This window comes from Haloarcula salina, assembly GCF_049603855.1.
Taxonomy (GTDB): domain Archaea; phylum Halobacteriota; class Halobacteria; order Halobacteriales; family Haloarculaceae; genus Haloarcula; species Haloarcula salina_A.
This window is the reverse complement of sequence record NZ_CP187146.1, coordinates 1,526,300-1,537,114: the sequence shown is the minus strand read 5'-3', so window position 1 is coordinate 1,537,114 and position 10,815 is coordinate 1,526,300. Positions and strand designations below refer to the sequence as shown.

Sequence of the window (10,815 nt, the reverse complement as noted above, 5' to 3'; positions counted from 1 at the left end):
GCTGAGTCGGCAGCGAACTCGGATGGTGCGTCGAGAACGCACGTGGGCCCCGGCTGCCGTCCAACCGGGCGGCGGAGACGCTCGGGACCGATGGCTTCATTCAGGCGCGGCCCGAATGTCGCCCTGACAATGCGCGTTCGCGACTGGCAGGACATCATCGAAGACGTGATGGAGAGCAACGCCGACCCCGGCGGCTGGCGCGCCGTGGGCGGCGACCGCGCGAACGGAATCGGCGAGGACATCTACTTCGGCCACCCGAACGCCGGCGTCTACCAGCTCAAGACCTACGCCAAGAACCCCTTCGAGGTCCAGGGCGTCGGCTCGCAGGTGGCCCGCCGCATCGACGACGACATCGACCCGCTGTTCCCCGAGGACGGCTCGGGCATCTTCGGCGTCCAGCGGGGGCCAGAAGACGAGGACGAGGCCGAGGAGGCGGTGAAGAACCTCGAGACGGTGCTCGAGACCCACGCCGACGCGCCGACGACGCCGCGCGCGCTCATGGAGGACATCATGGACGCGGTCGATTCGCCGGCGTACGGCCCGATGGAGTTCGACCACCACGACCGCCCCGACCGGCTGGGCGACCTCACCGACACCTTCGAAGAGGCCGAAGAACTGCTCGACGCGGAGTTCGAGGACGTGATCGAGGAAGACGTCTCACGAGGCTTCCACTGATGGTCGCACGGACGCGCTCCGGATCGGGTGGACGCTGATGGTCGGTCCGTCGCTCTCCGAGGACGACCGCCGGCGCTTCCTCCGCAAGCTACAGGCGGGCTTCGCGCTGCTCGTCGGCGCGTCGATGGGGCTGGTGACGCTGTACGGTCGCGCCCCGCTCGTCGTGGTGGCCGGCGCGGCGCTCCTCGGGACGGCCGTCGGCGGCGTGCTGGCGTGGTACACCTTCCCCTCGAGCATCGCCGACTCGCCGTACGAGTCCGTCGACCGGGGCCCCAAGCCCGGGGCACGGACGAAGCAGCGCCGTCGGGAAACCGACGACTCGCGGCGCGCGAGTGACGGCGACGGACGGGTCTCGCGGAACCGGGACTAGAGGAAGTCGTCCTGCATCGCCGGGTCCTGCTGCTCCGAGGCCGTCTGGTCGAAGATCTCCTCGTCGAGGGTCTCGTCGGTCGATTCGGTCGTCGTCTGGTAGGCCGAGATCCCCCGCTTGAGGAGGTCTTCGACCGCCTGGTCGCGGTTCAGGAACTCGCCCTGCTCGACGAGTCGCTGGATGTCGGAGTCCACCTGGTCCGGGAGTGAAACCTTGATCTTGCTCACACCTGCCGCCTATACTGCTCGGACATAAAAACCCACCTCCGATACCCGGCGCGTCGACACAGTCGTGCGGGCGGCGCGGGGAGACCGCCACACACTTCATCGGCCGCGACGCTGAGGGTGGTGTGAACGGGAACGACCGAGCGATCACCGCCCTGGTTATGCTCGCCCACGGGCTGGTCCACACCTACGAGATGACGATTCCCATCTTCGTCGTCGTCTGGCTCACCGAATTCGACCTCATCAACCTCGGGGTCGCCCAGTTCGACGTGACTACGGCGACGGTCGGCGTGATCGTGACGCTCGGCTACGGGCTGTTCGGCGCCGGCGCGCTGCCGGGCGGTGTCGTCGTCGACCGGGTCGGGTCCCGGCGACTCATCACCGCCTGCCTCCTGGGGATGGGCGGGTCGTACGTCCTGCTGGGCTTCGCGCCGAACATGGTCGTAGTCGCGCTGGCGCTCGTCTGCTGGGGCCTGTCGGCCAGCGTCTACCACCCCGCCGGCCTCTCGCTCATCAGCAAGGGCGTCAGCGAGCGCGGGACAGGGCTGGCCTACCACGGCGTCGCCGGCAACCTCGGCATCGGACTGGGGCCGCTCGTGGCCGCGATACTCCTGCTCGTCGCCGAGTGGCGCACGGTCGCGCTGGTGCTCGGCGTCCCCGCGCTGTTCGCCGCCGTCTACGCCTCGCGGGCGCGCTTCGACGAGACGGCAGCCGTGACGCCCGCGGCCGACGGCGGGTCCAAGGCCAGCAGCGGCGTCGACTCACTCGCTGAGTTCCTCGCAGAGAGCAGGCGGTTGCTGGCCGGCAGCTTCCTGCTCGTGTTCGTCGTCGTGATGTGCTCGGGGCTGTACTACCGGGGCGTCCTCACGTTCCTCCCGGAACTGTTGCGGAGTCTCCCCGGCTTCGAGCCGATTCCCGTCGACGCGCTGCTCCCGCCGAGCGTGCTCTCCGCACTCGGCGTCGAGGCCGGGACCGGCCGGCCGCTGAACCCCCAGGACTACTTCTACGCCGGCCTGTTGCTGATCGGCGTCGTCGGGCAGTACGCCGGAGGGAAGCTCACCGACCGGCTCCCCCTGGCCTACGGCATCGCCGGGGCGTTTCTGGTCCTCGCCGCGCTCGCCGTCCTGTTCGTCCCGGCGTCGGCCGCGGGACTCGGACCGCTGATGCTGGTCGGCGCGCTGCTCGGCGTCGCGCTGTTCGTCGTTCAACCGATGTATCAGGCCGCCGTCGCCGAGCACACGGCCGCCGATGCTCGCGGGCTCTCCTACGGGTTCACCTATCTGGGCGTGTTCGGCGTGGGCGCGCTCGGGAGTGTCCTCGCGGGGAGCATTCTCGAATTTGCGAACGTGACTGCGCTGTTTCTCACACTCGCGTCGATCGCGCTCATTGCCGTTACTGCCGGAATTTCGATCGCACGACGTTCGTAATCAATTAACGACGATTCGGACAGTTCGAAAACAGCTAGGTCGTTTTCAATAGTTGTAATGGGGCGGTAACGTATATCATTAGCTTCCCTGTGATATCAGGCCATGCAAGGAGGACTAGCCGCGTTAGACCCACACAAGGCTGTATTACCCATTATCGCACTAATAGGGCTCGTCCCGGTGTTACTTCGATACCGGCGGAGCTCACGGCTGTTCGTCGTCGGCTACATGCTGTTGATCGTGGCGACGGTCGTGACCAACGTCGAGAACCTGTTTCTCCCAACGGTTCTCAACTACATCGAGCACTACTTCGGCCTGATGGGGGCGGGCTTAGCGTTCCTGTTTGCGGCGTACATCCGCCGCAAGCAGGTTGTTGGGAACGACGACGAGGAGGATCCTGAAGCCGCTGCAACGAGCGGCCCGGAGGTCGCCGCCGACGGCGGGAGGGCAGAGACGTGAGCGCACCGATCATCTTCGCCGATTTCGTCGCGGTCGTCGCGTTCGCCGCGACGGTCGTCCTCAGCGTGAAAACGTACCGTGATACCGACCTCGATTCGGGATTCTGGGCGAGTTTCGCGTTCGCCGCGGCGATCGGGTTCCTCTGGACGGGCGTCGTCTTCCTGGAGTGGGTTGGCGTCGCCGGCGCGATCATGGACGCGCTCGGCACGTCGCTGCTGGCCGTCCTCGTCGGCGTCGTCGCGATCTCCTCGACCGGCACGATCGCGACCGTCGAAGACCTCAAGACGGCCACGAAGGAGGCGGCGAGCAGGCGCGCAGAGGCCGAGGAACAGCGCGAGGCCGCAGATGAGCAACGAAAGCAGGCGGAAGCGGCCAAGCAACAGGCAGAGGAGGCCCGACAGGACGCCGAACAGGCGAAACGGGCGTCCGAAGAACTGAACGAGCACCTCCAGGAGAAAGCCGAGTCCTTCGGCGCGGCGATGCACGCGGCCGCCGACGGGGACTTCACCCAGCGGATGGACCCCGAGAGCCGGGCGGAGGCGATGAGCGAGATCGCGACGGCGTTCAACGACATGATGGAGACGCTCTCGGAGACGCTCACGACCGTCACCGGCTTCGCCGGGCAGGTCGACGACTCGACGGACGAACTCAGCGCCAGCGCCGAGGAGGTCCGCAACGCGAGCCGAGAGGTCAGCGACAACGTCGAAGAGATCGCCTCGAACACCGATCAGCAACACGACAACGTCCGACAGGTCACTGACGAGATGACCGACCTGTCGGCGACGATCGAGGAAATCGCGTCCTCGACCGACGAGGTCGCACAGAAGTCCGCACGGGCGTCCGAACTGGGCTCCGTCGGGAGCGAACACGTGACCGAGGCGAAGTCCGAGATGGAGGCCATCGAGCACCAGGCTGAATCGACCATCGACAACGTCGAATCCCTCGACGACGAGATGGAGCAGGTCGGCGAAATCGTCAGCGTCATCGAGGACATCGCCGAGCAGACCAACATGCTCGCGCTCAACGCCTCCATCGAAGCGGCCCGCGCCGGGGAGGCCGGCGAGGGCTTCGCCGTCGTCGCGGACGAGATCAAGGGCCTCGCACAGGAGACCGGCGAGGCCACCCAGCGCATCGGCGACCGCATCGAGACGATTCAGGCGTCCACGACCGACGCCGTCGACGGCATCCACGAGATGGACGAGCGCGTCGACAACGGCCTGGAGACGGTCGAGGAGACCATCGGCGTCCTCGAAAACATCCTCGATCACGTCGAGGAGGTCAACGCCGGCATCCAGTCCGTCGACGACGCGACCGACGAGCAGGCCGCTTCGTCGGAGGAAGTGGTTGCGATGGTCGAGGAGTTCGACACGATGACCGAACGGACGAGTTCCGGTGCCCAGACCGCCGCCGCTGCCGCGGAGGAGCAGACGGCCGCCATCGAAGGCGTGACCGACGACGTGGTCCACCTCTCGGACCAGGCCGAAGACCTCTCGGAACTGCTCGACGCCTTCGAGTTCGCTGCGTCCGGTGGTGCCGGCCTCTCGACGGACGGGAACCCGGATCTGACGGCCGTGACCGACGGGAGCGGGGCCAGCGACGGAGACTGATTCCGCCGGCTCTCTCTGTCGCGGTTTCTTGACGAAGCGGACGACTCGATGACGCTGTTTCTATCGTCGCTCGCGTGCGCTCACTGCATCAACGTTTGCTCGGTGAGATTCTTCACCGCGCGCCGAAAGCGTTCGGAGGTGGCCGTCTCGGAGACGCCGAGGCGGTCGCCGAGTTCGGCGAGCGAAGACTCCCGTGGGATTTCTAAATAGCCGGTCTCGACCGCCGCCAGCAGCGTCTCTCGCTGCTCGGCAGTCAGTGTGACGTCCGACTGCACCTCGCTGTCGGCCCGCGAGTACAGGCGCTCGAACGTGAAATCGAGGCCGTTGTCGCGACAGAACTCGGCGATGTCTGCGAGGCCGCCTCTGTCGGGTAGCTGGACCCGACAGCGCCACCCCTCGCTCGATCCGATCGCTCGCTCGAACACGCCACCGGCGTCGAGTATTTCCGGCACCAGGTTCGTCGCCCGGCCGAGGTCGGTGAGTTCGACGCGGTAGAGTCGCCGGTCCCCGACATCCGCGAGTACCGTCGGATTCGTGACGCCCGTATCGTTCGACAGAGCGGCCTCGAACGCCTCGAAGTCGCCGGTCGTGATCCAGACGGTCATCTGTGGTGGCTCGCCGGCCCGCTCGTACGTCTGTTCCCACTCCGCTTTGGTCCCGGGTACGCTGGAGAGTGGTTCCCGGAGGACCGGGTGGTCGATGGTGAATTCCGCGATAATCATGGCTGAGTGGGTTGAAGGAGACACGTTATGCCGTGGAACGATATAAACTGCAGGAAAACTACGGCAGTGTGCTAAATAGTTGAACACAATAAATGCTATCATATGACTTGCAGCGCTCTCGGCGAGCTGGCTCCAGACAGAGCGGACGACCTGTATCGAGCGCTCGCCGACGAGGAGCGGCGCGTCGTCTTCCGGTACTTCCTGCGGACCGGGGCCGACAGCGCGACGGTGGCGGACCTCGTCGCGTTCGCGAAACGCGAGGGCGTCAACGTGGCACGCGACCGCCTCCGGGTGCGGTTCCACCACGCGGTCCTGCCACACCTCTCGGAGGCGGGATTCGTCGAGTACGACCCGCGGAGCAACGCCGTCCGGTACCACGAGCAGCCGTCCGTGGAAGCGGTCCTCGCCGAAACCGTCGACGACGGACTCGGCACCGAGTGAGGGGCCGGACAGCGGACCGCGTTTCGGCGCATCGGATGGTATTTGTGTCTGTACGGTGTACGAGAGCGCCAGATGGACGCCTCAGTCATCATCCCGGCCCACAACGAGGCGGAGACACTGTCGCGCTGTCTGGCTCCCTTCGAATCCCAGTCGGCGGAGGTCGTCGTCGTGGCCGGCGGCGACGACGGAACCGAGCGCGTCGCCCGGGAGTCCCCGGTCGTCGACGCGGTCGTCCGGTCCGACGAGGGAGGAGCCGGGGCCGCCCGAAACCGCGGGGCCGAGGCGGCGACGAACTCGGTGCTGTGCTTTACCGACGCCGACACGGTCGTGCCCGACGACTGGGTCCGACTCCACTGCCGCCACTACGCGGATCCGGACGTGGTCGGCGTCGGCGGTCCGGCCCGCCCGCTCGAAGACGACCTCAAACACCGACTCCTGTTCAAACTGCTGTCTGACTACTGGTACCGCGTCTCCTGGCCGGTCGGCTTCGTCCAGCAACCGGGCTTCAACTGTAGCTTCCGGGCCGATGCGTTCGAGGCGGCGGGCGGCTTCGACGAGGAGATCCCCTTCATGGAGGACACGGAGCTCTCGCTGCGAATGAAAGACCGCGGACGCATCGTCTACGACGCCGACTCCCGCGTGGCGACCTCGGCCCGCCGCGAGGCGGACGAGGGCTACCTCTCACTGTTCGCGAAGTACGTCCGCGGGTACGCGAACCACTACGTCTTCCGGCGGGAGTTCGACGCCGAGTACTTTTGAGACGGACGGCACTCCGCACGAGAAAGGCAGACTTTTGAACGCACTCCCCGGAGCAGTGACACGATGAGCCGCTGGCGGACACTGCCAACCGACGCCGTCGACCAGCTGAAGGCGGACCTCCGCGCGGACCCGTACCTCCGCTACATCCTCTTGCTGTCGGTCGTCATGGTCGGCTTCTGGTTCTGGCACCGCATCCCGAACTTCGCGACGCGCGACGAGCACAGTCGCCTGCTGGACGTGATGGTCGCGTACGGCTCGGTCCTCGAAAACCCGAGCTACGAGGGCCTGAAGGCGGGCGTCGAGTGGAGCCGCGTCCCCTTCGGCGCGACGTTCTACCTCTACGCGCTGGCCATCCTGCCGGTGGTGCTCGTCGCCGCCGTCACCGGCGACCTGAGTGCCTTCACGACCATCGCCTTTCCCAGCTGGGAGTTCGGCCACTACGAGGCCTGGGCCGCGACACCGGAGTGGATCTGGACGTGGAGCCTCGTGTTCATCCGGCTGACGAACGTCGCCGCCGCCATCGGCTGTGTCTACCTCACCTACCGCCTGGGCGTCGCTATCGAGAGCCGCACCGCCGGCCGCCTCTCGGCCGTCGTGCTGTCGCTGACCTTCGGCTTCCTCACCATCGCGAAGGAGGCCGGCGAGGACATGCCGGCGCTGTTTTTCGTCCTGCTCGCGCTCTACCTGCTGGTGCGCTACGTCCAGACCGACGACGGGACACTGTTCCTCGCGGCGAGCGCGGCCGGCGGCGTCGCCATCGCGTTCAAGCTCACGGCCGCGCCGGTGATCCTGTTCATCGGCGTCGCGTTCCTCCTCCGGGCCCACGCCGCGGACGCACCGCTGACAGAGACGCTGGTCGGGCCGAGACTGCTCGTCAGCGGCGCGCTGTTCGGCTTCGCGATGATCGTCCTCGGCTTCCCGACCGCGCTGGTCGCCGGCCCGGAACCCTTCATCGAGCGGGTCTTCGGCGGGTCCACGGGGCGGATGAACCACGCGACCGGTCCCGACGCCCCGATCTGGTGGTGGTTCCTCCGCGGCTACTTCAGCGCGTTCGGCCTGCCGCTGTTCGCCGCCGCCGTCGCGAGCGTCGTCGGCGTGGTCGCCACGCTCCGGCGTCGTTCGTCGTCGTTCCACGGAACCGTGCTCCTGTTGACCGGCCTGACGGCCTACGTCGCGCTGTTCTCCCAGTGGCACGACTTCCGCGTCCACCACCTCTTGCCGACCTTCCCGCTGGTGGCGCTACTGGTCGCGTTCGCGTTCGTGCGCGCACGGGAGCGCTCGCCGCGAGTCGCTCGGCCACTGATGGCGGTCGTCCTCGTGACGACGGCGATCTACGCCGGCGTCGGGACGGCCCAGTTCGCGTCGATGCCCCGCGACGAGGCCACGGCCTGGCTAGAGGAACACGGCGAGGAGGGCGACGTGCTGGAGATCACGCGCCGCGACATGCAGGACGCCGCCGTGCCCCACTCGATGACGGTGCGCCACGTCTTCGGCGAGGACTCGGACGCCGAGGCGGCGATGACTTGCCCGCGGTACATCCAGGTCGGCTATCGCGACCTGCTGTATCTCAAGGACGGCACGTACTACCGCAACGGCGACTTCCAGAAGGAGTACCTCCGAAAGCTCCTGAACGAGGAGTACAACTACGAGATCGCCGCGGAGTTCGGCACGCGACCGCCGAACTTCGTCCCACAGCGCCCGACGCCGGGGTCGTTCGTCGACCTGCTTCGCCTCGGCGTCGTCCCGCACACGGACCAGTTCGCCGACGAGCAGGAACTCGCGGCGAACCAGTACACGCTCATCCTCGAACGGAAGCAGGCGGGCGCGTGCGACCCGGACCGACACCCGCCGTTCTGAGACGGCCGGTCGGTCGCTTCTCTACTCCGTCGACAGCGCCGACAGGTCGAGTCTGACCGACGGGTACCAGCCGGCGAGCGACGGGAGGTAGATGCCGAGGAACCGGTCGACGAACACGACGGGGACGATGACCTCCGCGGGGACGCCGAGCGCGACGAACACCGCCGTCGCCGTCGCCTCGGTGACGCCGATTCCCCCGGGCGTCAACGGCAGCAGCGTCACGCTGTACGCCACGAGCAGATACAGCGGTAGCGCGACCAGCGGCTCGACGGTGACGCCGAAGCCTGCGAGCAGGAGGCCGACGCGCACGCCCGGCGCGAGCACGAGGTCGACGGCCCAGCCCGCGCCGTACCGCAGCCAGACGCCGGGGCTCTCGACCAGCCGCGCGAACGTCGCCGTCGAGCTGTCGGTGAACGCGAGCAGGCCGTCGATGCGCGTCGAGAGCCCGTCGCCCACGCGGGGGACGCGCCCGGCGACTCCCGCCAGTCCGTCGATGAATCGGTCAAGGTACGAGAGGTTCACGCCGGCGAGGATGATGGCGAGGCCGGCGACGAAGTACAGGCCGGTCGCGATCGCCAGCAGCGCGACGAGTTCGATACGGAGCCGCGTCGCGGCGACCAGGAGGCCCGCCGTCGCCCCGAGGCCGTAGTAGACGGCGTAGACGCCGGTGTGGACCGCGGTCGCCGCGGCGGCGTCGCTGTAGGCCATCCCGGTCTGGCTGCGGACGACGAAGGGCGCGGCCAGCCGGCCCGAGAGCCGCGAGGGCAGCAACTGATTGACGAAGTTCACGACGAGCGTCGTCTCGGCGGCCGAGCGGAACCGGACCGGCGCGAGCGGCGACAGCACGGCGTGCCACGAGTAGAAGCGCCCGCAGATGCCGACGGCGCTCACCGCGACGACCGCCACGGTCGTCTCGACGCTAACGCTCGCGAGCAAATCGAGCGCGCTACCCACGTCGAACTGGGTCAGCAGCCACGCGAGCGCCGCCACGGCGACGCCGTACTGGGCGACCGTGATGGCGAGGTCACGACCGCGCGCCGTCACGCCGTCTCGCCCCTGACCGGCCGCGCCTCGTCGCTCGCCCGTTCGTCTAAGACGGCCCGCGCCGTCGTGAACTCGAAGTCCTGTGCTAAGATGCGCTCGACCGCCCGACGCATCCACTCGCCGGTCCGGACGTACACCCGCGTCGGCACGCCCTCGACTTCGGGCAGGTCCGACAGCTCCCACGGGTGGACGTACAGCATCGGCGTGATCCCCCGCCGGGCCAGCAGTTTCATGCCCCAGATCGTGTAGCGGACGCCGAAAAACCGGAGCCACGTTCCGGTCAGTGGCAACTGCACGCCCGGCATGACGCTGGCCGGGAATTCGGTGATCGACGCGGGCGCGTCGGCCTGAATTTCGGTCGCCGGGACCGGTTCGTGTACGTCGTGTTCACCGCCGTACCAGCCGGGGATCGACCGGCTGGACACGACGCTCGAATCGTAGTCGTAGCCCGTCGCGGCGAGCAGGTCGAAGTGATCGTCGGTGATGTCGAACGCCGGCGCGCGAAAGCCCGAGACGGTCGCACCGGTCAGTCGTTCGAGGACGCGCTTCGACCGGGCCAGTTCCTCGCGCCGCGCCTCGTGGTCGAGATTCGAGAGGAGCCGGTGAGAGTGGGTGTGCGAGGCGATTTCGATTCCGTCGTCGGCCAACGCCCGCACGGCGTCCGGGTACGCTTCTGCCGCCGACGACACGACGAACGCGGTCGAACTGGCGCCGCGCTCGGCGAGCGCTTCACGGAAGAACCGCGCGCCGTCGAGGCCCACGCCCTCGCGGTCCGTGGTCCCGGAGGCGCTCCGGTATGCCGGGGTCTGGGTGAATAGCTCGAAGTCGATCGACAGCACCGCGCGGTCAGTCATCCTGCCGGTCCTCGAAGTCGATCCGCTGCTCTTCGAGCTCGCTCCGCAGGAGGCTCAGCTCCTCGTTCAACCGCGAGAGCCGGTCGTACATGTGGCCGATGCGGTTGAGCAGGTACGTGACCGCGACGAACAGCGTCAGGTTCGAGATGACGAGGATGGCGCGGGCCTTCAGTTCGAGGCCGAGGACGTTGGCCACCAGCTGGAACACGTTCGGGACCAGCGCGACGACGATGAGGCCGGTCCCGATGAGCAGCGACATCACGAACAGTTCCAGCGATTCCCGTTCGCTCCTGACGATGACGTAGCCGTTGAAGAGGAAGGCGAGGCCGACCACGAACGCGAGCAGATTGACGAGCGAGTAGTCGTACTGGAACACCAT

The 10,815-nt window shown here is 67.6% G+C and carries 13 protein-coding genes; 8 read left to right on the top strand and 5 right to left on the bottom strand.

The genetic code is table 11. The features are described 5' to 3' along the window. Nucleotides 1-129 precede the first annotated feature (129 nt). Together ACOZ4I_RS08035 and ACOZ4I_RS08030 are read left to right on the top strand one after the other, a co-directional pair. Nucleotides 130-675, top strand: coding sequence for a hypothetical protein (locus ACOZ4I_RS08035; RefSeq protein ID WP_424004652.1), 546 nt, complete (start codon nt 130-132; stop codon nt 673-675). A 37-nt stretch (nt 676-712) separates the two neighbouring features. Further along, nucleotides 713-1,045: a hypothetical protein gene (locus ACOZ4I_RS08030; RefSeq protein ID WP_424004651.1), complete on the top strand. Its 333-nt coding sequence runs from the start codon at nt 713-715 to the stop codon at nt 1,043-1,045. On the opposite strand, the gene ACOZ4I_RS08025 is transcribed toward ACOZ4I_RS08030, so the two are convergent. Beyond that, complete coding sequence (locus ACOZ4I_RS08025; RefSeq protein WP_424004650.1) at nt 1,042-1,272, bottom strand: ribbon-helix-helix domain-containing protein; 231 nt, start codon at nt 1,270-1,272, stop codon at nt 1,042-1,044. The genes ACOZ4I_RS08030 and ACOZ4I_RS08025 overlap by 4 nt on opposite strands. A gap of 122 nt (nt 1,273-1,394) precedes the next feature. Here ACOZ4I_RS08025 and ACOZ4I_RS08020 point away from each other — a divergent pair, with 122 nt between their 5' ends. The 3 genes from ACOZ4I_RS08020 to ACOZ4I_RS08010 all read left to right on the top strand — a co-directional run bounded on the left by ACOZ4I_RS08020 (nt 1,395) and on the right by ACOZ4I_RS08010 (nt 4,759). Further along, complete coding sequence (locus tag ACOZ4I_RS08020) at nt 1,395-2,696, top strand: MFS transporter (protein ID WP_424004649.1); 1,302 nt, start codon at nt 1,395-1,397, stop codon at nt 2,694-2,696. 102 nt (nt 2,697-2,798) lie between these two features. Further along, a complete protein-coding gene (locus ACOZ4I_RS08015) occupies nt 2,799-3,152 on the top strand; it encodes a hypothetical protein (RefSeq protein WP_424004648.1) in 354 nt (117 codons plus the stop codon). After that, the gene (locus ACOZ4I_RS08010; protein ID WP_424004647.1) at nt 3,149-4,759 is read left to right on the top strand and encodes a methyl-accepting chemotaxis protein; all 1,611 of its coding nucleotides are present in this window, start codon (nt 3,149-3,151) and stop codon (nt 4,757-4,759) included. Before ACOZ4I_RS08015 ends, ACOZ4I_RS08010 begins: the two co-directional genes overlap by 4 nt. 80 nt (nt 4,760-4,839) lie before the next feature. On the opposite strand, the gene ACOZ4I_RS08005 is transcribed toward ACOZ4I_RS08010, so the two are convergent. Then, complete coding sequence (locus ACOZ4I_RS08005; protein ID WP_424004646.1) at nt 4,840-5,481, bottom strand: helix-turn-helix domain-containing protein; 642 nt, start codon at nt 5,479-5,481, stop codon at nt 4,840-4,842. Nucleotides 5,482-5,583: 102 nt separating this feature from the next. On the opposite strand from ACOZ4I_RS08005, the gene ACOZ4I_RS08000 reads away from it, so the two are divergent. The 3 genes from ACOZ4I_RS08000 (at nt 5,584) to ACOZ4I_RS07990 (ending at nt 8,538) form a co-directional block, all read left to right on the top strand. Next, on the top strand, nt 5,584-5,922 hold the full coding sequence (locus tag ACOZ4I_RS08000; protein ID WP_424004645.1) for a DUF7344 domain-containing protein: 339 nt from the start codon (nt 5,584-5,586) through the stop codon (nt 5,920-5,922). A gap of 72 nt (nt 5,923-5,994) precedes the next feature. Next, complete coding sequence (locus tag ACOZ4I_RS07995) at nt 5,995-6,681, top strand: glycosyltransferase (RefSeq protein WP_424004644.1); 687 nt, start codon at nt 5,995-5,997, stop codon at nt 6,679-6,681. 63 nt (nt 6,682-6,744) lie between these two features. Continuing rightward, nucleotides 6,745-8,538: an ArnT family glycosyltransferase gene (locus tag ACOZ4I_RS07990; protein ID WP_424004643.1), complete on the top strand. Its 1,794-nt coding sequence runs from the start codon at nt 6,745-6,747 to the stop codon at nt 8,536-8,538. A 21-nt stretch (nt 8,539-8,559) separates the two neighbouring features. Here the strand turns inward: ACOZ4I_RS07990 and ACOZ4I_RS07985 are convergent, their stop codons facing one another. From ACOZ4I_RS07985 to ACOZ4I_RS07975, 3 genes are read right to left on the bottom strand one after another with little or no spacing between them, the layout of a single operon-like run. Continuing rightward, on the bottom strand, nt 8,560-9,582 hold the full coding sequence (locus tag ACOZ4I_RS07985; RefSeq protein ID WP_424004642.1) for a lysylphosphatidylglycerol synthase transmembrane domain-containing protein: 1,023 nt from the start codon (nt 9,580-9,582) through the stop codon (nt 8,560-8,562). Then, nucleotides 9,579-10,436, bottom strand: a complete 858-nt coding sequence (locus ACOZ4I_RS07980; protein WP_424004641.1) for a polysaccharide deacetylase family protein — start codon at nt 10,434-10,436, stop codon at nt 9,579-9,581. The genes ACOZ4I_RS07985 and ACOZ4I_RS07980 overlap by 4 nt, the downstream gene beginning before the upstream one ends. Next, on the bottom strand, nt 10,429-10,815 hold the full coding sequence (locus ACOZ4I_RS07975; RefSeq protein WP_424004640.1) for a DUF2304 domain-containing protein: 387 nt from the start codon (nt 10,813-10,815) through the stop codon (nt 10,429-10,431). Before ACOZ4I_RS07975 ends, ACOZ4I_RS07980 begins: the two co-directional genes overlap by 8 nt.

Bases quoted from the DNA above. Each gene is read 5' to 3' on its own strand.
- ACOZ4I_RS07995 (WP_424004644.1), top strand. From the start codon at position 5,995: ATGGACGCCTCAGTCATCATCCCGGCCCACAACGAGGCGGAGACACTG.
- ACOZ4I_RS07975 (WP_424004640.1), bottom strand. From the start codon at position 10,815: ATGGTGTTCCAGTACGACTACTCGCTCGTCAATCTGCTCGCGTTCGTG.
- ACOZ4I_RS08030 (WP_424004651.1), top strand. From the start codon at position 713: ATGGTCGGTCCGTCGCTCTCCGAGGACGACCGCCGGCGCTTCCTCCGC.
- ACOZ4I_RS08015 (WP_424004648.1), top strand. From the start codon at position 2,799: ATGCAAGGAGGACTAGCCGCGTTAGACCCACACAAGGCTGTATTACCC.
- ACOZ4I_RS07990 (WP_424004643.1), top strand. From the start codon at position 6,745: ATGAGCCGCTGGCGGACACTGCCAACCGACGCCGTCGACCAGCTGAAG.
- ACOZ4I_RS08035 (WP_424004652.1), top strand. From the start codon at position 130: ATGCGCGTTCGCGACTGGCAGGACATCATCGAAGACGTGATGGAGAGC.
- ACOZ4I_RS07980 (WP_424004641.1), bottom strand. From the start codon at position 10,436: ATGACTGACCGCGCGGTGCTGTCGATCGACTTCGAGCTATTCACCCAG.
- ACOZ4I_RS08000 (WP_424004645.1), top strand. From the start codon at position 5,584: ATGACTTGCAGCGCTCTCGGCGAGCTGGCTCCAGACAGAGCGGACGAC.
- ACOZ4I_RS08005 (WP_424004646.1), bottom strand. From the start codon at position 5,481: ATGATTATCGCGGAATTCACCATCGACCACCCGGTCCTCCGGGAACCA.